Consider the following 20,627-nt stretch of genomic DNA (forward strand, 5'->3'; position numbering starts at 1 on the left):
GCCCGCGAAAGCGCTTCGATTTCCAGTATCCCATTGAAACGATGAGCGAGCAGATGGCGCAGCCCCATGAGGCTCCGTCATCAACGCATTGAGGGCACTGCACGCAGAAACGGCATCCGCCCTTCGCACTGCCAGAAAACCACGAAAGTGGTATAAAAATCGGATCTCAGAGGGGCCTCCATGCTGGGGAGCCACATCAGCTTGTGCAGCGCTCCGCCAACGTCATAGAGTCCAGCCGCCCCTATGACTCTCTCCTTGCAACTTACCTATTCTCACCCCTTCTGGACTCATGGGCGCTCCTGATGCCCCAGGGTCTGATGCTTGGGCTGGGTGTCTCCTGCCTTCAATCGGGGGCGGTCGTCATCAATGTCGGCCAGAGGTTCGCAACGTTCCAGCGCGTCCCGGCAGCGCTCGGTAAGGCGCTGATATTCCCGCGTACCCTGCTGCTTCCATGCCACTTCCTGATCGCTCAGTGCACGCTTCACCTTGGCCGGCGCCCCCATTACCAGCGATTGAGGCGGGCACTCGAACCCCGTCTTGACGAAGGCCGCTTCAGCGACAATGGAACGCTCACCAATGATTGCGCCATCCATCACCACGGCGTTCATGCCCACCATGGCATTTTCACCTACCACACAACCGTGCAGCACGGCGCCATGGCCAATGTGACCTTCCTTTGCCACCCGGGTGATGGCGCCGGGAAAACCATGCATGACGCAGGTGTCCTGAAGGTTGGCCCCCTCCTCCATCACCAACTGGCCAAAGTCACCGCGCATCACCGCGCCAGGGCCCACATAGCAACCAGGCCCGACGATGACATCACCGATCAACACGGCAATGGGATGCACGTAAGCAGTCGGATGTACAACGGGGGTCACCCCTTCGAGTCGATAGCATGGCATGGGCGTCTCCCTCAGTCGGATAGAACATGGCGGCGGCTCTGGACGACCACGAAGCGTGGCGCCACAAAGGCCTGGTCACACAGTGAGGCATTGGCCGCCGGGTTTCCCCCGGTAGCATGGAAATCGCTAAAGGCAGCGGACTGATTGACCATGACGTCGCTAGTCAGGTTGAGCGAGAGAGGCACCGCCACGTCCATCGCCAACGCCTCGAAGCGCAGGGCCACGTCATCGTCGGTGGTGTAACCGCCAAAGGTAATGGCCCCCTTGTCACCAATGAGCTTACGCGCCAGCTCGATACTGTGATCGGTGCTGTCAGTCGCGATCACGAAACCGATGGGGCCAAAGCGCTCCTCACCTATCGAAGAGGCCGGCCTACTGCCGGAGGGTGCCCTTCAGCTGATCATCGGCGGCACCGGCGATCTCCTCGACCGGCTGGAGGAGCAGGATCTCGTCACCTTCACCGGCTCTGCCAGCACCGCGCTCACACTGAAGAGCCATCCCAATATCCTCGCCAAGAGCATCCCCTTCAACGCCGAAGCGGATTCTCTCAACAGCGCCATCCTGGCGCCTGATGTCACACCGGACGACGAGGAGTTCGATATCTTTGCCAGGGAGGTGGTCAAGGAGATGACCGCCAAGGCAGGCCAGAAGTGCACGGCCATCCGCCGCGTCCTGGTGCCGGCCAAGAGACTCGATGCCGTGGCAGAGCGCATCCAGCAGCGCCTGAGCAAGATCAGCTTCGGCAATCCGGCCGCGGAAGGTGTGCGCATGGGCGCGCTCGCCTCCTCTGCGACGCGGCGAGCGATCCCATGGCTCCGCGCTCACTGCGCCTGCAGGTGCGCCAGAGCTGGCAGCTCGACGAGCTGGCCGGATACTATCAGCGCTTCCTCGAGCAGTTCCGTCCGCTGTGGAGTCAACTGCGCGATGACGACCGCCTGGATGAACAGGAGTGCTTCATCGCCCGTACCCTGCTGATCCATGAGTACCGCAAGGTGCAGCTGCGTGCCCCCCAGCTCCCTGATGCGCTACTGCCCACCTCCTGGGAAGGGCATCACGCCCATCAGCTGTGTCGTAACATCTATCGTGTGATTCACCGTCGCGCCGAGCGCTGGCTCGACCGCCACCTGGAGACCGCGGGGGGGGGGGGGCCGCTACCGGCACCCGGCCCGAGCTTATACCAGCGCTTCGGCAGTCTGGACTGAATCACACGGCGCGCCCGCCCCGAACACGCTATGCCTGACAAAAAAACCGGCCCTTGGGCCGGTTTTGTCGCCTGCACAACCATGATGGGGTCACTTCAATCGCGATACCCCTCAATGCTCAGGTCGGCAGGTACTCCTCGCTCCAGCTCTCCGACACGACGCCGTCCTCTATCAAGCGCTCGATCTCCTCGGTGGAGTGGCCGAGTTCCTCGAGCACGCTGCGCGTCGACGCACCATACTTTTCAGCTGACACCAGGGGGTAGATCCTCCCGCGCTTGGGACGAATCGCATAGGGGTCTAGCTGAGTGATCACATGCCCGCTGGGGTGATCCTCGTAGACCGAGAAGGAGTAGCTGCCGCGACTGATGCCGGTGCTCCCATCCGCCGGATGGGCATTGTAGGAACGAAGCGTCTCGAGGTTTTCGCAGACGGCAGCGGCGATGTCGGCTGCCTGCAAGCGCTCTACCCAGTCCTGGGCACGCATGGTCAGGAAACGGGGCGCCAGGAAGGCGGCACGTTCACCCAGCGGTACCTCGACCAGACCTTCCAGGCCCTCGACATTGGCGAATTTGGGCAGGTCATACTCGTAGGCACTGATCAGCAGGATGCCGTCAGACGCGGAATAGAAACGCGACAGGTCACCGTAACCGTTCACTTCGCGACCCGCCGGCTCGTCGAACAGCCCGCGGCGCTCATAGTCGTAACAGAACGGCAGCTGAGCCAGGCCGCTCAGGGCGGACAGCGAGGTCTTGACCCGGTCGACCCGGCCGGTCTTGAGCTTCTGATACAGGGCCGTCGCAATACCGAGCGAAGCCCCGAAGCCGCACATCACATCGATGGTGCCGACGTGGGCGTGCTCTTCCGGCGTGTCCATGCTGCCGCCGAAGCGCAGCATGATGCCGGTGGTGGCCTGCACCAGGTCGTCGTAACCGAGATAATTGGTGCGCGGGCCCGGCAGCACACCGCTGAAACAGTCCAGCTGACAGAAGATGGCCTGGGGATTCAGGCGCTTCATGCCCTCTTCGGTCAGCCCCATGCGCTCCACCTGCTTGTCGGTGGCATTCCAGACCACCACATCGCTCTGGCGGATGAGCTCGTCGAGAATCTCCCGGCCCCTCGGCTGGGTGATATCGGTCAGCACCGACCGTTTGGAGCGCATGTGAGAGAGGCCAAAGATGACCGTATTCCAGCAGTCATAGAAGGGCTTGGCCGGATCGATCTTGATGATTTCCGCCCCGAAACGCGCCAGATACGCCACGGAATGCGGCCCGGCGATCACGTTGCACAGGTCGAGCACACGCACCCCTTCCAGCCAGCCATCGCGGGCATTCTTGGCGCGCACCCGCGGCAGTTTGGTCTCGATGCTGAGCAGTGCGTTCAACGCATCCTGATAGCCGACCCAGCGGCGTGGCGTCGGCGTCAGCATTTCCGTGCCACTACCCTGCAGCCACAGCATGGGGCCGGGCTGGGTCATGAGTCCAAATTCCGGATCGTTAACCTCGACCATCAGGCCCGCCGTCTCGGCATGGTCATCGTGGATCCACTCTTGCAACCAGCGCTGGGGGGCACCAGGGAACTTGCCACGACCGAAGATCTTCTCCCACTCCTTGGAGGTGCGGGTCATGAAGACCTCTTTCATGCGTGCGGCGATATGGTCGGCCCAGTGCTTGGGTAGCGGATAGACCCCGAGCGACATGTCGGAAGACCATTCGCTGGTCGGCCGATAGGTGTCGGGCTCCTCGTTCATCCCTTCGGCGATCAGCTCGTCGTAGATGCCCAGCACCTTCAGGCAGCGTTTGGCATGCTGATTGTGGCTCGGACAGACCACATAGAACATGCGGCCATCCTTGCACTTGTAGCTGCGATAAAAGGGATCCAGCAGCTCCTGGAGCTCATCGTAACTGAGGTTCATGGGCAGGCCTTCGATACGCCGGCGCTCGATCTCCTTCTCACGCTGGGTCTTGTAGCGCTCCGGCAAGCCATCGATCTTGATCGAGTTGTAGGTCAGCCCTTCCATCAAGGCGCAGACCAGCGGCACTTCGATCTCATCCCCCAGCCCCGTACGTTCACGCCCCTGCAGGGCCAGTACGACCGAAGAGGCCGCCAGCATGGTGCCGTAGGCAGAGCCCAGCGGCAGCGGTGAGAACGACGGATTGATCCCCATCAAGACCCGGTTGAGACCCATATCCGTGAAGACGCCGGAATTGGCCGCAATGACGCTTTCGAAGGCATGCCAGTCGCGTCGTAGCTCATCATTGGAGGCAAATCCGGGAATCGACAGGGTGATCAGTTCCGGGCGTTCCTCACGCAAGGCCGTGAAGTCGATACCGAGACGCGTCATCACGCCGGGACGGAAACTCTCGATAACGATATCGGCTTCCTCGATCAGCGCCAGGGCCTGCTCGCGCCCCTCCTCATGCTTGAGGTCGATGGAGATGATCAGCTTGTTGCGATTGAGAGTGGCATTGGCCGGTGACTTCCAAAGAGACCCACCCGGGGGATCGACATGAATGACGGTGGCGCCCAGATCCGCCAGGATCATGGCCACCGCAGGGCCGGCAATGAACTGGCCAAAGTCGATGACCTTGACATCTTTCAATGGCAAGTTCGAATGGGGATTTAATGCCATGATGGGTTTCCTTATGACGCCGATTTACGTTTGTCTCATCAGGAGACATCCCTGTCTCCTGACATGATCCATTACTTGTGGTGATCTTCGATGACCAGGTGAGGCTCCATGACCTTCTTGGCAAAGTCCTGACGCAGCCAGCGGATGAGGGACCAAGCCAGAATCACCAATACCGGGATCATCGGCAGAGCCACCACGATGGTCGACGTCTGGACCGCCTTGAGCCCACCCAACTGGATCAGGGCAACCCCGACGCCTGAGATCAGGAAGGCCCAGGTCAGACGAATGGAACGCTTGGGTTCCTGATAGCCGGACAGCTTTCGAGAAGTCACCGAGGCCAGCACATAGGCGGAGCTATCCAGGGTCGTGGCCAGGAAGATGAAACAGAGCAGGATGAACACGCCGGTCACCAGACCAGACATGGGCAGCGTATTGAGAATGGCCTGAACGGCTGACGGTATGCCGCCATCATTAAGGATAGCGGCCACATCCAGTGTACCCTTGACCTGCAGTTCGAGCGCATAGCCTCCCCAGACGGCGAAGAAGACCCAGCACCCCAACGAACCGAACACCATCTCCGCAATGATGAGTTCACGGATGGTTCGCCCACGAGAGATACGCGCCACGAACAGTCCCATCATGGGGGCGTAGGCGATCCACCAGGCCCAATAGAAGACCGTCCAGTCCTTCCAGAAGGTCGAACCACCGACCGGATCGGTCCACAGGCTCATCTCTACAAAATGAGAGACCATCTTGCCAAGACTGTTCACCCAACCTTCGACCATGAACAGAGAGTCTCCCACCAGGAAGGTGAAGCCCAGGAGGAAGATGGCCAGCCAGACGTTGATGTCGGACAGGATACGAATCCCCTTGGCCAGACCAAACCAGACGCTGGCAGAGAAGATCGCGGTCCAGATCAGCAATACACCGATATCCAGCATGAAGGATGGCTCGATGCCAAACAGCCCACTGGAAAGTTGAGACACCAGGGGCACCGCCAGACCCAGAGAGGTACCCACGCCGCCGACGATGCCGAAGACGACGACAGCATCCAGGATGACACCTAGCCAGCCATCGGCATAACGCCCCAGAAGCCCACGAGAAGCGACCGAGAGCCTGACACCGGGCCGATTGTGGACGTACATCGAATAGGCAATGGGAATGGCCGGCAAGCAGTAGAAGGCCCAGGGCGTGAAGCCCCAATGGAACTGGCCATAAGTGAGAGCCCATTCAGCCGCGGCATCACTCGCCGGTTTTACATCGAAAGGGGGGCCCATGAAGTAGTAAATGGGCTCTACCCACGCCCAGTTGACGATCGCGATACCGATCCCGCCGGCAAAGATCATCGCGACCCAGCTGAAGTACGAAAACTCAGGCTTGTCATCCGGGCCACCCAGACGCACATTTCCGTACCGGCTCACTGCCAGTCCTACGAGAAACAAGACCACACTAAGCCCAGCTATCATATACAGCCAGCCGAACTTGCCAGTCGCGAATGCGAAGGCAGCATTGACCAAGGCAGTTCCCGATTCCGGAAACAGGATAAGCGGTAACACCAGCCCGGCAATCACGAGAACCGAGGGTATGAAAACCCTCAGATCCAGACTGTCACCCGATTGTTTTGGCGTGCTCATAGCGTTCACCTACTGGTTGTTGACGTTATTTTTTTCGTAAAGCGACGAAGACGGTGCAGGCGGCATCTAGCGATGACGGAAGACCGGCGCACGCTTCATGACGAAGGCGTTCATGCCCTCTTTCTGCCCCTCGGTGGCGAAGGCCGCCTGAAACAGTAGACGCTCCTGACGCAGGCCTTCGGCGAGCGGGGTCTCGAACGCCGCATTGACGGCTGTCTTGGCCATCTTCACGGCTGGTTGGTTATAGCCGGCGATGGTATGGGCCGCCTCGAGCGCATGTTGCATCAGCTCAGCCCTGGGCACCACCCGGGCCACCAGACCAATCTCCTTGGCTTCCTGGGCGCCGATATTACGGCCGGTCAGCACCAGGTCCATGGTCATCGCCTTGCCGATCGAACGCGCCAGACGCTGCGAGCCACCGATACCCGGCAGAATACCCAGCTTGATTTCCGGCTGGCCGAACTGGGCATCGTCCGCGGCGATGATAAAATCGCACAACAGGGCCAGCTCACAGCCACCACCGAGTGCGAACCCACCCACTGCTGCAATGATCGGTTTGGAGATCTGGCGCACCTGATCCCAGGGCGACAGGAAGTCATCCATGTAAAAATCGGCGAAGGACTTATCGGCCATCTCCTCGATATCCGCACCGGCCGCGAAGGCCCTGGGATTGCCGGTGATGACGATGGCACCAATGCCCGGATCCGCATCCATTTCGCGAAGCGCGGCGAGTGTTTCTTCGGCCAGTTGCCGGTTGAGGGCATTCAGGCTCTTTGGACGGTTGAGGATGATGAGGCCTACCCGTTCGCGCCGCTCGACGACGATCATCTCGGGGCCACTGTTGTTCGGCTCGTCAGAAGCGGAGGGCTCGGTGTCCTTCGGTTGCGCTTCCATTTTCTTATCCATCTTCCATCTCCCATTCATGCTTGGCGGTCTACTTGGCGTTGCAGCCAATAGAGAGCAAAGACCTGGTGGCAACTATGTGAACTCGATGGCGCCCTCACCCGGTCAACCGCTCGGCAACGGCGCCTGTCGATCCCTGTCATCAGTCAACAATGCGATCCATACTGGGCCGCAAAATCTTCCTTTAGCATCACGAGCCGCGACCATTTATATCGTGGCTTACGCCCATCATTTGACGCGATTCATTCTGGGTCGCGCTTGCGCGCTCTTCTTCGCCGGCTCGTCACTCGAACGGCGGGGCCGAGATTCCTGCACGGCAGCGGGACGAAAGTCCTTGGTGGCCAGGTCCATTTCAGATGTCCCGGAGGGCGAGCCGTTTGCATCCGGCGACTTCGGCAGGTGGTAGGAGCCGTGACGCGCCATCAGCTCGGCCAGAATGGCTTCTCGATGTTGGCCAAGGCCCGGCGCCCTGGCGGGGATATCACGATCGAAATCCTTGCGCCCGGTCAGCTTGATCGGGTTGCCCGCGGTCCTGAAGGGCTTGCCGCTTTTACCCTGAACCTGGACGATCATGTTGCGCGCTTTCAACTGCGGATGATCGAACAGCTTGTCGATGGTATTGATCGGCGAACAGGGAACCCCCTCCTCGTTCAGCAGATCCACCCAATGCTGCACGGGTTGCTCGAGCAGGATCTTTTCCATCTCGGCGACCAGCTCGGGACGGTTCTGGCAGCGCAGGTCGTTGTTGATGAACCTGGGGTCGAAGGCGAGTCTCGCCGCACCGATGGCATCGGCCATCAAGAGGAAGAGCGTATCGTTGCCGGCCGCGATGACGAGCTTGCCATCCTTGGCATTGAAGCTTTCGAAAGGCGCCAGTGAGGGGTGGCAGTCGCCTGTCCGATTGGGGACTTTCTTCTCTATGTCATAGCGAGCCAGTGCGGTTTCCATCAGTGCCGCCTGGCAATCGAGCATGCCGATATCGACACGGGTACCCTGCGCGTCCTTGGTCCGGCTGTAGAGCGACGCGATGATACCGATGGCCGCGAAGAGCGCCGCACTCAGGTCGCCGAAACTGGTTCCCACGCGGGCCGGCTCGCCGTCGGGCCATCCGGTGAGGCTCATGATGCCGCCCATGGCCTGCACCACCATGTCGTAGCCGGGTAACTCGCTGAAGGGGCCGGTATGACCGAAGCCGGAGATCGAGGAGTAGATCAGGTGGGGATGCGTTCTGGCCAGGCGATCCGGCCCATATCCCAGACGATCCATCACGCCGGGCCGAAAGTTTTCGACCAGCACATCGGACTCGTCCAGCAGTCGTTCCAGCAGCTCACGGTCGCGCGGCGACTTGATATCCAGAACGATGCTCTCCTTGTTCCGGTTGAAACAGCTGAAATACGCGCTCTCGCCCTCGACGAACGGCCCGAACTCCCGTGTGTCATCACCGGTCCCGATCTTTTCGACCTTGATGACGCGGGCGCCGAGATCGGCCAGCACCATGGTGCAATAGGGCCCGGCAAGCACCCGAGAAAAATCGAGCACGGTAATGCCGTCGAGCGGCCCCTTCTTGGGCTCCATTTGCGTTGACGTGGCCATCGGTGTCCTCCCCCAGTGCCTGTAGGATCTATTGTGATGCCAGGATCCAGCCCGCAGCCTTCTCGGCGATCATCAGTGTCGGTGAGTTGGTATTGCCGCTGGTGATGGTCGGCATGATGCTGGCATCCACCACGCGCAGACCGCTCACCCCTCGGACCCGCAGGTGGGAATCCACCACCGCCATGGGGTCGTCGTCGCGTCCCATCTTGGCGGTACCCACCGGATGGAAGATGGTGGTACCGATATCGCCGGCCAGTCGTGCCAGGTCGTCGTCGCTCTGGTACTGAACCCCCGGCTTGAACTCCTCGGGTTCGTACTTGGCAAAGGCCGGCTGAGCGGCGATATGGCGCGTCACCCGCAGCGAGTCGGCGGCGACCTGGCGATCCTCGGGCGTGCTCAGGTAGTTGGGAGAGATGGCCGGCGCCTGACGGGGGTCGCGACTCTTGATGCGCACCGTGCCCCGACTGGTCGGGTTGAGGTTGCACACGCTTGCCGTAATGGCCGGAAAATCATGCAGCGGCTGGCCGAAGGCCTCGAGGCTCAGCGGCTGGACGTGGTATTCGAGGTTGGGATGCTTGTAGTCTGAGGAACTGCGGGTGAAGGCGCACAGCTGGGATGGCGCCATGCTCATCGGTCCGGAGCGTTTCAACGCGTACTCCAGCCCGATCCTGGCCTTGCCCACCAGCGAGTTGGCCATGGTGTTGAGGGTCTTGGCACCCTTGACCTTGTAGATCGAGCGGATCTGCAGGTGGTCCTGCAGGTTCTCGCCTACGCCGGGCAGATCTGACACCACCGGGATGTCATGCTCGGCCAGTAGCGATGCCGGACCGACGCCCGAGACTTGCAGCAGCTGCGGCGAGCCGATGGCACCGGCGGAGAGCACGACCTCACGACTGGCCGTCGCCACGACCTCCTGCCCCTCACGCTCGACTGTGACGCCACGACAGCGGGGCTCGCTGCCCTCGCTCGATTCGAAGTCGAGCTTCAGTACCTGGGTGGAGTGCCAGACCGTCAAGTTACCGCGCTGCTTGATACCGCGCAGGAACGCCTTGGAGGCATTCCACCGCCAGCCCGAGCGCTGGTTGACCTCGAAAGCGTCCACCCCCTCGTTGTCACCGCGGTTGAAGTCTCGGGTGCGGGGGATGCCGGACTCCACCGCGGCGGTGGCGAAGTCAGCCAGCACCTGCCACTTCAGGCGCTGCTTCTCGACGCGCCACTCGCCACCATGGCCATGGAACTTATGGTGCTCAGGGTCGGCGTCGCCGCCTTCATCCAGGCGATAATGATCCTCGTGGCGCATGAAGTCGGGCAGGCAGTTGTCCCAGCGCCAGGCGTCGTCACCGGTCAGCTCGGCCCAGCCGTCATAGTCGCGGGCCTGGCCGCGCAGATAGAGCATGCCATTGATGCTGGAGCAGCCACCGAGGGTCTTGCCCCGCGGATAGATCAGCGAGCGACCGTTCAAGCCGGGATCGGGCTCGGTGCGGAAGCGCCAGTCGGTCCGCGGGTTATTGATGCAGTACAAATAGCCCACCGGAATGTGGATCCAGTGATAGTTGTCTCGCCCGCCGGCCTCGATCAGCAGCACCCGGTTGGCCGGGTCCGCACTGAGACGATTGGCGAGCAGGCAGCCGGCGGTGCCGGCGCCCACCACGATATAGTCGAAGGCATGGGTGTTGTTGGTCTGATCAGCCATGGCGTGCTCTCGCTGGGTATGCCGGCCCGCTCATGGGCGACCTCCGATCGGGGGATCACCCCGATCGGCCGGCATACCGGTCAGTCAGTGGAGGGGGGATTATTTGGCCGTCGGCATGGCGAACTCGGGGCCCGCGTCGATGGAATCCGACCAACGCTGCATGATCGACTTCTGCTTGGTGTAGAAGCGCACCCCTTCCTCGCCATAGGCATGGGTATCGCCGAACATCGAACGCTTCCAGCCACCGAAGCCGTGCCAGGCCATCGGCACCGGGATCGGCACGTTGATGCCCACCATGCCGACCTGAATGCGCCGACCGAACTCACGGGCCACGCTGCCGCTTTCGGTGAAGCAGCTGACGCCGTTGCCGAACTCGTGATCGTTGATCAGTTGAACCGCGGTGGCCACGTCCGGCACGCGCACGCAGGCCAGTACCGGGCCGAAGATCTCTTCCCGATAAATGGTCATCTCCGGAGTAACGTTGTCGAACAGGGTGCCGCCCATCCAGAAGCCGTCGGCGCAGCCTTCACCGGTGGTGGACGAATCGAACTCGCGGCCATCGACGATCATGTCAGCGCCTTCGGCCACGCCCTTCTCGATGTAGCCAGTGATGCGCTGATGCGCCTGAGCGGTAACGATCGGGCCCATCTCGGCATCGAGCTCCAGGCCATTCTTGACCTTCAGGTCACGCGCTCGCTCGGCCAGGCGCGGTACGATCTTGTCGGCCACGTCACCGACCAGCACCGCCACGCTGATCGCCATGCAGCGCTCGCCAGCGGAGCCATAGGCCGCACCGATCAGGGCATCGACGGCCTTGTCCAGGTTGGCATCCGGCATCACGACCATATGGTTCTTGGCACCACCCAGCGCCTGAACGCGCTTGCCGTTACGCGCGCCCCGCTCGTAGATCAGATTGGCGATGGGGGTGGAACCGACGAAGGAGAGCGCCTGGACGTCGGGGTGGTCGATCAATGCTTCCACCGAATCCTTGTCACCCTGCACCACATTGAAGACGCCATCCGGCAGGCCGGCCTGCTTGAGTAGATCGGCGATCATCAGCGATGCGCTGGGATCCAGCGGGCTCGGCTTGAGCACGAAGCTGTTGCCGGCGGCAATCGCTACCGGGAACATCCACATCGGTACCATCACCGGGAAGTTGAACGGCGTGATACCGGCGACCACGCCCAGCGGCTGGCGGGTCGTCCAGTTGTCGATACCGGTGCTGACCTGCTCGGTGTAGTCACCCTTGAGCAGTTGCGGAATGCCACAGGCGAACTCGACGATATCGATGCCGCGCGCCACTTCGCCCTGGGCATCGGTGAACACCTTGCCATGCTCACGGGTGATCGCTTCGGCCAGCTCGTCCTTGTGCGCGTTGAGCAGCTCGAGGAACTTGAACATCACTCGGGCACGGCGAATCGCCGGTGTGTCAGCCCACTTCGGGAAGGCTGCCTTGGCGGCGGCCACGGCGCTGTCCACGTCGCCCTGGGAGGCCAGCGCGACCTGCCCCGTTACCTGGCCGGTGGCCGGGTTGGTGACGTCCTGATAGCGGTCGGACCCTCCATTAGTCTTATAGCCATTGATATAATGCTCGATGCGTTCAGTCGTCATGCCGGCCTCCCATCTGATGTGGTGCTTCACACTGTACGGCCCATTCTGACGGGCCAGGTTAGGCCCCAAACTAACTCAAGCCGACGTGGAATCAATTGAGAAAGCCAAAATCAAGCTATAAGATTTACAAATAACTTATCGCTCACCGCAGCGGCCGCTCCAGGGGAGGCATGCATGCATGACATCAAGGCGCTACGCGCCTTCGTGGCTGTGGCTCATCAGGGAAGCGTGTCCCGCGCTGCCGCGGAGCTGCACCTGACCCAGCCCGCCGTCAGCCTCAAGCTCAAGCAGTTGCAGGACACCCTCGGCCTCACGCTCTTCCAGCGCCACGCCCAAGGCCTCTCACTGACCACCGATGGTTACGCCCTGCTGCCATCCGCAGAATCGGCGCTCGCGGCACTGCTGGCCTTCAGCATCAGCGCTCAGTCGATGCACGAGACGCTGCGCGGGCGTCTGCGCATCGGCACCATCGTCGACCCGGAGTTCATTCGCCTGGGCGCCCTGCTGCATCAGCTGGTTCAGCGTATCCCTCAGGTCGAGACGGAGTTGCATCACGGCACCAGCGGCTTCGTGCTCGAGGCACTACTGCGGCGCGAGCTGGATGTCGGTTTCTATCTGGAATCCCCGGGCCAGATGCCGAACACAGGGGAAGGCGCGCCGGCAGTGGAGATGATCGAACTGACCCAGTTCGCCTATCACGTCATCGCCCCGGCCGGCTGGGCATCCCGCCTGGCCCGTACCGACTGGCCCAGCCTGGCCGCCCTGCCCTGGATCGTCACCCCGCCGCGCTCCGTTCACTACCGGCTACTTGCCCAACGCCTGTTGACCCATGGCCTGACGCCGAACCGCGTGGCCCAGGTCGATCAGGAGCCCTGCATGATCGACCTGGTGCGTGCCGGCGTCGGCCTGGCGCTGGCCCGGGATGCCAATGCCCTGCAGGAGCGCCAGGAGCGCGGCCTGATCATTGCCCAAGGTATCAGCCTGCCCTGTGCACTGAGCTTCGTCTGGCTCGCGGAACGCCGCGACGAGCCGATCATCGCCGCCGTGCGCGGCGTGCTGGCCGATATCTGGTCGTCCTGAGGGGCATTCGAGCCAGCCGGTACGCCTTCGTGGCGAGGATGGAGGGAATGCCAGGCATGAAAAAACCGGCTACGGAGAGCCGGTTCTTTTCAATTCGTGGCGGAGGGGGAGGGATTATCGGCTCGCTTCGCGAGGCCGCTTGTCGGCGCTCGAACACCAAAACCGCGAGCGCCTCGGTGCGAACCGGAGGGTTCTCATCCACTCCCCCTAACCAATGCCTAATTCCAGGCATAAAAAAACCGGCTACTGAGAGCCGGTTCTTTTCAATTCGTGGCGGAGGGGGAGGGATTCGAACCCTCGAAGCCTTTCGACTTACACACTTTCCAGGCGTGCTCCTTCGACCACTCGGACACCCCTCCGCATTGTCATTCTTCCCGTTTCGGCTTTGCCGCTTCGTTCAGAACGGCGCACATCATATCGACCTAAGCCCGTGATCGCAAGCCATTTTTTCCATCACTTGGCTTTTTCTACCTCAGCGCCAACGCTCGACATAATCCTGCGGATCGCGCGCCGGCGGCTGGGGGTAACGGCCACCCGGCTGGCCGAGATAGAGATAGCCGATCAGCTCTTCGTGCTCATCCAGCCCAAGACCGCGCCACACGCTCTTGTCATGGGCATAGGTACCGGTGCGCCACATGGCTCCCAGCCCTTGCGCGAAAGCCGCGTAGAGCATCGCATGCGCGGCGCAACCTGCGGAGATGACCTGCTCCACCGGCGGCACCTTGGGCAGATCCGGTGTGATGCGCGCGATCACCGCGATGATCATCGGCGCTCGCTTGGGTTTCTTGCGCGCAGCATCGAGATTGCCGTCGTCGATATGCGGGTTGGCCTGATAATCGGATCGGGCGAACAGTTCACCCAGCCGATCGAGTCCTTCACCACTGAACTCGATGAAGCGGTACGGGGTCATTTCCTTATGATCCGGCGCCCGCAGTGCCGCACGGTAGATGGCGTCGAGCTGCTCGGCGGTGGGCGCCGGACCGGCCAGCTTGCCCATCGAGCGACGCTGATGCAGTAGCGTCATGGCATCCATGTCTGACTCCTCTGAGACATCGTTGGTAACACGCAAAGGATCGCTCGACTCTACGTCAAAAGCGCTACTGCCGCAGCAGACGTGGAGGCAACGCCGGCGTCCAACCCGGCGTGGCACGCCACGGGTTGATGTCGAGCCCGCCACGGCGCACATAGCGCGCCATGACCAGCAGTCGCTCGGGGCGGCAGCGCGCCATCAGATCGACGAAGATATGCTCGACACAATGCTCGTGAAAATCCTGATGCTGGCGATAGGAGACGATGTAGCGCAGCAGCGCGGCCCGATCGAGTCGCGGCCCGCGATAGGCGATCAGCACACTCCCCCAGTCCGGCTGCCCGGTGACCGGACAATTGGACTTGAGCAGATGCGAGTGCAGCGTCTCTTCGACGATATCGCCCTCGTCGCAGGCGAGCAGCTCGGGGGCCGGCGTGTAGCGATCGATAGCGACATCGAGTTCGTCGATGCCATCACCCGGCAGCGGCGCCGGTGCGAGCGCGGGATCATCGACACCGAACAGCTCGACAGTGACCGGGGCACCGGCAGCGGCACTCAAGTCCCGCTGCAGCAGTTCGATCACCGCGTCACGGTCGGCGAACGTCGTCTGATTGAAGCCGTTGAGATAGAGCTTCCAGGATTTGGATTCGATCAGATAGGGCGAATCCGCCGGCAGCCGGAAGCGCGACACCGCGACCACCGGCTTGCCACGCGGATCGAGCCAGGAGAGTTCGAAGGCCCACCACTCGTCACCACCGACGAACGGCAGTGACGCCGCCTCGATCCCCAGCGGCGCCCGGTTGGCGGCACGCTCGATGGGAAACAGCAACGCTGCGTCGTAGCGCTCGGGGTAAGCGGATTCGCGACCCAGCGGCGCATCAGCGAGGGTCTCCGGGCGCGGCGTGGTCATGAGCGAATCCCCTTGCCGCGATTGAGCATCCACAGCGCCAGGCACCAGAAGGCGACGATGAAGGCGGCGATGGCGATCAGCGCCCCGCTCACCGGAATGTCGGAAATGCCCAGAATGCCGTAGCGGAAAGCGTTAACCATGTAGAGGATCGGGTTGATCATGGTCACCTTCTGCCAGAACTCGGGCAGCAGGTCGATCGAGTAGAACACGCCCCCCAGGTAGGTCAGCGGCGTTAGCACGAAGATCGGGATGATCGAGATGTCATCGAACTTCTTGGCCAGCAGCGCATTGATGAAGCCGCCGATCGAAAACAGCAAGGCGGTCATCACCACCACCATCAGGGTCAGGAACGGATGATGCAGGTCGAGATGGGTGAAGAACAACGAGACCACCGTCACGATCAGCCCGACGCCGAGCCCGCGTGCGGCGCCGCCGATGACGAAGCCGGCCAGGATGACCCAGTTGGGCATCGGCGAGACCATCATCTCCTCCACGCTGCGCTGGAACTTGTTGGAGAAGAACGATGACGCCACGTTGGAGTAGCTGTTGGTGATCACCGACATCATGATCAGGCCCGGCACGATGTAGGACATGTAAGAGATGCCGTGCATCTCGCCCACACGTGACCCGATCAGGTTGCCGAAGATGATGAAATACATCGTCATGGTGATGGAGGGCGGCACCAGGGTCTGGGGCCAGATGCGCACGAAGCGGCGCACCTCTTTCACCACCATGGTCCAGAGCGAAATCAGCAGTTGCCGGGTATTCAAGATGCCGTCTCCTTGGCCGGTGTCGAGGTGGCGCTGTCGATGCCGCTACCGGCATCCGGCTGCGAGGTCATCGAGACGAACAGCTCTTCCAGACGATTGGCACGGTTACGCATGGAGAGCACGCGCACGCCCTGGCGAGTCAATTGCTGGAAGGCATCGTTGAGATCGGAGCCCTTGCGCACGGAGAGTGCCAGCTGGTGCGAGTCGACCCGCTCGACCTCGAAGCCCTCCACCTGGGGTGCGGCCTCCAGTGGCTCGGCCAGATCGAGCAGGAAGGTTTCGGTGTCCAGCTCGGTCAGCAGGCCGCGCATCGAGGTATTCTTGATGATCTCGCCCCGATTGATGATGGCGATATTGCGGCACAGGCTCTCGGCTTCCTCGAGATAGTGCGTGGTCAGGATGATCGAGGTGCCCTCCTCCTCGTTGATCCGGCGCATGTACTCCCACATGCTGCGACGCAGCTCGATATCGACCCCGGCGGTGGGCTCGTCGAGGATCAGCAGACGCGGACGGTGGATCAAGGCACGCGCGATCATCAGCCGCCGTTTCATGCCACCGGAGAGCATGCGCGCGGCGCCGTTGCGCTTGTCCCACAGGCCGAGATCCTTGAGCAGGCGCTCACAGCGCGGCTTGGCCTCCTTCATCGGCATGCCGTAGTAGCCCGCCTGGGTGAGGATGATGTCCTCGACCTTCTCGAACTGGCTGAAGTTGAACTCCTGCGGGACCACGCCGAGGTTGTATTTCGCCTTGGCGAAGTCACGGTCGATATCGATACCGAAGATCTTCACCTGGCCCGCGCTCTTCTGCACCAGTGAGCAGACGATGCCAAGGGTGGTGGACTTGCCCGCGCCGTTGGGGCCGAGCAGCGCGAAGAAATCGCCCTGCTCGACATCGAGGTCGATGCCTTTGAGGGCTTCGAATCCATTACCGTAGACTTTGGCCAGCCCGCGGATGGACAGTGCCGGTTCTGCCATCAGGGATTCCTGTCGAGTACATAGAAGAAGAAGTGCCGCCACATATGGGGGCCGATCGATGGAAAATCAATCTTTAGCAGACGAACAAAATCTATCGTCATCGCGTGCGTCACTATCGCCGGCGTCACCGACGCTACCGTGTCAGCGTAGTCGGGAAGCCAGCCAGCGGCAGCGAGGGCGGGATCGTGGTACGCGATGCGTAGCGGGAAGACACACCCGACGCAATACCGCCAGGCCGAGGAAGATGGCAACAGACGACGACATCTCGACACCTCGGACGAGGTTAGGAGAGCTATCGATTACGTGTCAGACACCACGAAATTGGAGCGGGAAAGGAGATTGATCGGACCGGCGTTCCGGCTCACGACCCTCGACCACGCTTCAAGTACCACTAATTTGGAGCGGGAAAGGAGATTCGAACTCCCGACCCTCGCCTTGGCAAGGCGATGCTCTACCACTGAGCTATTCCCGCTTGTCGGTCGAAGACTGGCTTCGACAGGATGATCGAGCGATCATCGAAGTGGCGTCCCATAGGGGGTTCGAACCCCTGTTACCGCCGTGAAAGGGCGGTGTCCTGGACCACTAGACGAATGGGACGCAGGACCGGCGCGTGACAGCCAGGCGGAGCCTTCGATCACCTGCCGGGTACCACAAAACTGGAGCGGGAAAGGAGATCGATCGGACCGGCGTTCCGGCTCACGACCCTCGATCACGCTTCAGATACCACAAAACTGGAGCGGGAAAGGAGATTCGAACTCCCGACCCTCGCCTTGGCAAGGCGATGCTCTACCACTGAGCTATTCCCGCTTGTCGTGTCGAAGTCTGGCTTCGACGGGATGATCGAGCGATCATCGAAGTGGCGTCCCATAGGGGGTTCGAACCCCTGTTACCGCCGTGAAAGGGCGGTGTCCTAGACCACTAGACGAATGGGACGCATTGCTGGAGCGGGAAAAGGAGATCGATCGGACCGGCGTTCCGGCTCACGACCCTAGACCACGCTTCAATAACCACTAAATTGGAGCGGGAAAGGAGATTCGAACTCCCGACCCTCGCCTTGGCAAGGCGATGCTCTACCACTGAGCTATTCCCGCATCCTGACTGACGAACCGAACCGGCTTCGACAGTATCTTCGAAAGAGTCGAGTGGCGTCCCATAGGGGGTTCGAACCCCTGTTACCGCCGTGAAAGGGCGGTGTCCTAGACCACTAGACGAATGGGACGCAATGTCTCGTCTCCGTCGAGATGGCGCGCATGTTACTGAGGGTGCCCGAAGCTGTCAAGCAATTGATTTCACCGATGTTCATCGCCACCTAAAACGCACTGGCCAGAGCGCCGCAAATGGCCTGTAATGCAGACAGGTGACGAGGCACGAGGAGACCCGCCATGAGTAGAATCAAGAAGAGCGACGCCGAGTGGCGCGAACAGCTGACCCCGGAGCAGTACCACGTCACTCGGGAAAAAGGCACCGAGCCACCTTTCAGCGGCGACTACCAGGTGGAGCCGGTCCAGGGCATCTATCACTGCGTCTGCTGTGGCGCCCCGCTATTCGAGAACGAGCACAAGTTCGAAGCACACTGCGGCTGGCCCAGCTTCGACCGCCCGCTGGCCGCCGCCTCGGTGGAAGAGCACACGGACACCAGCCACGGCATGCGCCGCATCGAGGTGACCTGCCGCCGCTGCGACGCCCATCTGGGCCATGTCTTCCCCGACGGCCCGACGGAGACCACCGGCCAGCGCTACTGCATCAACTCGGTGGCCATCACCTTCCATGCCGGCGAATGATTGCGCCCGTGGCAAGCCCCCAAGGCCACGCTGCACTGGGTCAGGGTAGCGCCAGGACCCTGGTTCCAAGACTGTAGCGCCAGGACGGTAGCGCCGAGACATGGGTTCCAAGACATGGGTTCCAAGACATGGGCACCAGGACAGCAACGTCGAAACGAAAGCCCCGCACACTCCCAACACGCCAGCGCCCCGACCTCGGTCGGGGCGCTGTCATTGTGACTGTCGCCGCTTATCCGACCAGGCTCAGCTGCCGCGGTAGGTAGAATAAGCGTAGGGGCTCAGCAGCAGCGGGATATGGTAGTGCTGCTGCGTGTCGACGACGTCGAACGGGACGGTGATTTCGGGAAAGAAGGTCTCGGTGCCGCGGTCACGGTACCAGTCACCGGTAGCGAAGACGGCGCGATAGACACCGGCCTCGAACGTCTCATCTTCGGGATAGAGCGCTGAGATCCGCCCGTCCTCGGAGGTGGTCCCGGTGGCGATGGTCTCCCACTGGCCGTCGGCCCGATGCTCGAGCGTGACCTCGACGCCCGCCGAGGGTTTGCCGCTCTGAGTATTCAGGACATGTACGCTGATCGGATTGCCGGCGGCCAGCGAGACGCTGGCAACGCTGGTGAGCAGCAGGCCGGCGGCGATGGATACGAGAGGTTTCATGCGGGGCTCCTTTCCCTGCGTTTGATGACCCATACCTCTACGCCGCCCGCCGGCGACTGGATGCACGACATGGCCATCACCCGTCGGCTGCCCTCAGCCGCCGTTCACGCCGCCCCCACCCTGCAGCCGCTGAGGGCCGCATCCTGCTAGAATGTTCGCCCGCTTGGCGTCGGGCGCCCCCCGACAGGCATGACATTGGCAGGAGAGACGTATGCTCGGCTGGTATCCCGGTCACATGAACAAGGCGCGCCGCCAGATCACCGAGGCGCTGCCGGAGATCGACGTGGTCATCGAGGTGCTCGATGCGCGTCTGCCCTACTCCAGCGGCAACCCGATGCTGGCCGATCTGACCGAGCACAAGCCGGTGCTCAAGATCCTGTCGCGGGCCGATCTCGCCGACCCCGAGGCGACCCAGGCTTGGATCGCGCACTTCGATGCCCAGCCCGACAGCCGCGCCATCGCAGTGACCACCACCCAGGCCCGCGAGCTGAAGCAGATTCCGGCGCTGTGCCACGAACTGGCCGGCCAGGTCCGCGCCGACCGCGACGTGCGGGTCATGGTGATGGGTATCCCCAACGTGGGGAAATCGACCCTGATCAACGGCCTCGCCGGGCGCAAGATCGCCAAGACCGGTAATGAGCCGGCGGTGACCAAGCGCCAGCAGAAGATTCGTATCGACGGCCGCGTGGCGCTGATCGACACCCCCGGCGTGCTGTGGCCCAAGATCGAGGATCAGGCCAGCGCCTACCGGCTCGCCGCCAGCGGCGCCATCCGCGATACCGCGATCGAGTACGTGGATGTGGCCATCGTCTGCGCTGCCGAGCTGGCCAGGCGCTACCCCGAGGCGCTGCGCGAGCGCTACAAGCTCGACGACCTGCCGGCTTATGTCGCCCCGGTGGCGGCAGAGAGCGTGGATGCCGATGGTCCCAAGCTGGTCGACCTGCAGGCGCGGGCCGGATTCGACGGTCATGCGATCATGAACGAGATCGCACGCAAGCGCGGCGGGTTGAAGGCCGGCGGTGTGATCAATCTGCACCGCGGTGCCGAGGTGCTGCTGCACGAGCTGCGCGACGGCAAGCTCGGACGGGTCACCCTGGAGCTGCCCACGGACATCCCCGCCCCGGCACCGGCCCCCGAAGACGACGACGCGACCCCGCCGCCGAACTGACGCCAGGGCATACAGATCGTCCCGACAGCCACGCGCTTCTGCCCCTTGCGCCGCGTCCGCGCGGCGTTATGCTGGGCATCGGCGACTCAGCCCGCC

General features: G+C 62.1%; 17 protein-coding genes, 7 tRNA genes and 1 pseudogene. 5 read left to right on the forward strand and 20 right to left on the reverse strand.

Annotation, left to right across the window (positions count from 1 at the left end; genetic code table 11):
- Positions 1 to 287: 287 nt before the first annotated feature.
- Both paaY and DOM66_RS05850 read right to left on the reverse strand, forming a co-directional pair.
- Complete coding sequence (paaY, locus tag DOM66_RS05845) at positions 288 to 902, reverse strand: phenylacetic acid degradation protein PaaY (RefSeq protein WP_110689528.1); 615 nt, start codon at positions 900 to 902, stop codon at positions 288 to 290.
- Between the two features lie 11 nt (positions 903 to 913).
- On the reverse strand, positions 914 to 1,228 hold the full coding sequence (locus tag DOM66_RS05850) for a hypothetical protein (protein WP_245392363.1): 315 nt from the start codon (positions 1,226 to 1,228) through the stop codon (positions 914 to 916).
- 31 nt (positions 1,229 to 1,259) lie between these two features.
- On the opposite strand from DOM66_RS05850, the pseudogene DOM66_RS05855 reads away from it, so the two are divergent.
- A pseudogene (locus DOM66_RS05855) lies at positions 1,260 to 1,709 on the forward strand (aldehyde dehydrogenase family protein); the annotation flags it as partial.
- 2 nt (positions 1,710 to 1,711) lie between these two features.
- On the forward strand, positions 1,712 to 2,104 hold the full coding sequence (locus tag DOM66_RS05860) for a PaaX family transcriptional regulator C-terminal domain-containing protein (protein WP_110689529.1): 393 nt from the start codon (positions 1,712 to 1,714) through the stop codon (positions 2,102 to 2,104).
- A 118-nt stretch (positions 2,105 to 2,222) separates the two neighbouring features.
- Here DOM66_RS05860 and DOM66_RS05865 read toward each other — a convergent pair whose 3' ends face one another.
- The 6 genes from DOM66_RS05865 to DOM66_RS05890 form a co-directional block, all read right to left on the reverse strand.
- Positions 2,223 to 4,733 (reverse strand): CoA transferase, encoded by a 2,511-nt coding sequence (locus DOM66_RS05865; RefSeq protein WP_110674478.1) that lies wholly within the window; start codon positions 4,731 to 4,733, stop codon positions 2,223 to 2,225.
- Between the two features lie 71 nt (positions 4,734 to 4,804).
- Entirely contained in the window at positions 4,805 to 6,367 is a 1,563-nt protein-coding gene (locus tag DOM66_RS05870) for a BCCT family transporter (protein ID WP_110674477.1), read from the reverse strand.
- A gap of 66 nt (positions 6,368 to 6,433) precedes the next feature.
- Entirely contained in the window at positions 6,434 to 7,273 is an 840-nt protein-coding gene (locus DOM66_RS05875) for an enoyl-CoA hydratase-related protein (protein ID WP_110689530.1), read from the reverse strand.
- A gap of 225 nt (positions 7,274 to 7,498) precedes the next feature.
- A complete protein-coding gene (locus DOM66_RS05880) occupies positions 7,499 to 8,863 on the reverse strand; it encodes a CaiB/BaiF CoA transferase family protein (protein WP_110689531.1) in 1,365 nt (454 codons plus the stop codon).
- Positions 8,864 to 8,891: 28 nt separating this feature from the next.
- Complete coding sequence (locus DOM66_RS05885; protein WP_110689532.1) at positions 8,892 to 10,556, reverse strand: GMC family oxidoreductase; 1,665 nt, start codon at positions 10,554 to 10,556, stop codon at positions 8,892 to 8,894.
- A gap of 99 nt (positions 10,557 to 10,655) precedes the next feature.
- Entirely contained in the window at positions 10,656 to 12,167 is a 1,512-nt protein-coding gene (locus DOM66_RS05890; protein WP_110674473.1) for a CoA-acylating methylmalonate-semialdehyde dehydrogenase, read from the reverse strand.
- A gap of 174 nt (positions 12,168 to 12,341) precedes the next feature.
- Between DOM66_RS05890 and DOM66_RS05895 the strand changes: the two genes are divergently transcribed.
- On the forward strand, positions 12,342 to 13,247 hold the full coding sequence (locus DOM66_RS05895; protein ID WP_110674472.1) for a LysR family transcriptional regulator: 906 nt from the start codon (positions 12,342 to 12,344) through the stop codon (positions 13,245 to 13,247).
- Between the two features lie 271 nt (positions 13,248 to 13,518).
- Here DOM66_RS05895 and DOM66_RS05900 read toward each other — a convergent pair.
- From DOM66_RS05900 to DOM66_RS05950, 11 genes are all read right to left on the reverse strand, one after another.
- Positions 13,519 to 13,606: transfer RNA gene (locus DOM66_RS05900), tRNA-Ser, on the reverse strand.
- A gap of 113 nt (positions 13,607 to 13,719) precedes the next feature.
- Positions 13,720 to 14,280 carry a nitroreductase family protein gene (locus DOM66_RS05905; RefSeq protein ID WP_110674471.1) on the reverse strand — a complete coding sequence of 187 codons (561 nt, stop codon included), beginning with the start codon at positions 14,278 to 14,280 and terminating at the stop codon, positions 13,720 to 13,722.
- A 64-nt stretch (positions 14,281 to 14,344) separates the two neighbouring features.
- Complete coding sequence (gene queF, locus DOM66_RS05910; RefSeq protein ID WP_110689533.1) at positions 14,345 to 15,184, reverse strand: NADPH-dependent 7-cyano-7-deazaguanine reductase QueF; 840 nt, start codon at positions 15,182 to 15,184, stop codon at positions 14,345 to 14,347.
- On the reverse strand, positions 15,181 to 15,954 hold the full coding sequence (locus DOM66_RS05915; RefSeq protein WP_110600815.1) for an ABC transporter permease: 774 nt from the start codon (positions 15,952 to 15,954) through the stop codon (positions 15,181 to 15,183). The genes queF and DOM66_RS05915 overlap by 4 nt, the downstream gene beginning before the upstream one ends.
- Positions 15,951 to 16,928 carry an ABC transporter ATP-binding protein gene (locus DOM66_RS05920; RefSeq protein ID WP_110689534.1) on the reverse strand — a complete coding sequence of 326 codons (978 nt, stop codon included), beginning with the start codon at positions 16,926 to 16,928 and terminating at the stop codon, positions 15,951 to 15,953. The genes DOM66_RS05915 and DOM66_RS05920 overlap by 4 nt, the downstream gene beginning before the upstream one ends.
- A 397-nt stretch (positions 16,929 to 17,325) precedes the next feature.
- A tRNA-Gly gene (locus DOM66_RS05925) sits at positions 17,326 to 17,400 on the reverse strand.
- A gap of 49 nt (positions 17,401 to 17,449) precedes the next feature.
- Positions 17,450 to 17,525: transfer RNA gene (locus tag DOM66_RS05930), tRNA-Glu, on the reverse strand.
- Positions 17,526 to 17,660: 135 nt separating this feature from the next.
- Positions 17,661 to 17,735 (reverse strand) — tRNA-Gly (locus DOM66_RS05935).
- 50 nt (positions 17,736 to 17,785) lie between these two features.
- A tRNA-Glu gene (locus tag DOM66_RS05940) sits at positions 17,786 to 17,861 on the reverse strand.
- Between the two features lie 83 nt (positions 17,862 to 17,944).
- Positions 17,945 to 18,019 (reverse strand) — tRNA-Gly (locus tag DOM66_RS05945).
- A 52-nt stretch (positions 18,020 to 18,071) separates the two neighbouring features.
- Positions 18,072 to 18,147, reverse strand: a tRNA-Glu gene (locus tag DOM66_RS05950).
- 163 nt (positions 18,148 to 18,310) lie between these two features.
- Between DOM66_RS05950 and msrB the strand changes: the two genes are divergently transcribed.
- Positions 18,311 to 18,709 carry a peptide-methionine (R)-S-oxide reductase MsrB gene (gene msrB / locus DOM66_RS05955; protein WP_106419889.1) on the forward strand — a complete coding sequence of 133 codons (399 nt, stop codon included), beginning with the start codon at positions 18,311 to 18,313 and terminating at the stop codon, positions 18,707 to 18,709.
- Positions 18,710 to 18,952: 243 nt separating this feature from the next.
- On the opposite strand, the gene uraH is transcribed toward msrB, so the two are convergent.
- On the reverse strand, positions 18,953 to 19,363 hold the full coding sequence (uraH, locus tag DOM66_RS05960; RefSeq protein WP_110689535.1) for a hydroxyisourate hydrolase: 411 nt from the start codon (positions 19,361 to 19,363) through the stop codon (positions 18,953 to 18,955).
- 211 nt (positions 19,364 to 19,574) lie between these two features.
- Between uraH and ylqF the strand changes: the two genes are divergently transcribed.
- A complete protein-coding gene (gene ylqF / locus DOM66_RS05965) occupies positions 19,575 to 20,531 on the forward strand; it encodes a ribosome biogenesis GTPase YlqF (protein ID WP_110689536.1) in 957 nt (318 codons plus the stop codon).
- Positions 20,532 to 20,627: the final 96 nt, after the last annotated feature.

It is taken from the genome of Salinicola endophyticus (genome assembly GCF_003206575.1).
In the GTDB taxonomy this organism is placed as follows: domain Bacteria; phylum Pseudomonadota; class Gammaproteobacteria; order Pseudomonadales; family Halomonadaceae; genus Salinicola; species Salinicola endophyticus.

Excerpts from the sequence above, each read along its gene's own strand:
- DOM66_RS05905 (WP_110674471.1), bottom strand. The coding sequence starts at position 14,280 with ATGGATGCCATGACGCTACTGCATCAGCGTCGCTCGATGGGCAAGCTG.
- queF (WP_110689533.1), bottom strand. The coding sequence starts at position 15,184 with ATGACCACGCCGCGCCCGGAGACCCTCGCTGATGCGCCGCTGGGTCGC.
- msrB (WP_106419889.1), top strand. The coding sequence starts at position 18,311 with ATGAGTAGAATCAAGAAGAGCGACGCCGAGTGGCGCGAACAGCTGACC.
- DOM66_RS05870 (WP_110674477.1), bottom strand. The coding sequence starts at position 6,367 with ATGAGCACGCCAAAACAATCGGGTGACAGTCTGGATCTGAGGGTTTTC.
- DOM66_RS05885 (WP_110689532.1), bottom strand. The coding sequence starts at position 10,556 with ATGGCTGATCAGACCAACAACACCCATGCCTTCGACTATATCGTGGTG.
- uraH (WP_110689535.1), bottom strand. The coding sequence starts at position 19,363 with ATGAAACCTCTCGTATCCATCGCCGCCGGCCTGCTGCTCACCAGCGTT.
- DOM66_RS05880 (WP_110689531.1), bottom strand. The coding sequence starts at position 8,863 with ATGGCCACGTCAACGCAAATGGAGCCCAAGAAGGGGCCGCTCGACGGC.
- paaY (WP_110689528.1), bottom strand. The coding sequence starts at position 902 with ATGCCATGCTATCGACTCGAAGGGGTGACCCCCGTTGTACATCCGACT.
- DOM66_RS05865 (WP_110674478.1), bottom strand. The coding sequence starts at position 4,733 with ATGGCATTAAATCCCCATTCGAACTTGCCATTGAAAGATGTCAAGGTC.
- DOM66_RS05860 (WP_110689529.1), top strand. The coding sequence starts at position 1,712 with ATGGCTCCGCGCTCACTGCGCCTGCAGGTGCGCCAGAGCTGGCAGCTC.
- DOM66_RS05920 (WP_110689534.1), bottom strand. The coding sequence starts at position 16,928 with ATGGCAGAACCGGCACTGTCCATCCGCGGGCTGGCCAAAGTCTACGGT.
- DOM66_RS05890 (WP_110674473.1), bottom strand. The coding sequence starts at position 12,167 with ATGACGACTGAACGCATCGAGCATTATATCAATGGCTATAAGACTAAT.
- DOM66_RS05875 (WP_110689530.1), bottom strand. The coding sequence starts at position 7,273 with ATGGATAAGAAAATGGAAGCGCAACCGAAGGACACCGAGCCCTCCGCT.
- ylqF (WP_110689536.1), top strand. The coding sequence starts at position 19,575 with ATGCTCGGCTGGTATCCCGGTCACATGAACAAGGCGCGCCGCCAGATC.
- DOM66_RS05895 (WP_110674472.1), top strand. The coding sequence starts at position 12,342 with ATGCATGACATCAAGGCGCTACGCGCCTTCGTGGCTGTGGCTCATCAG.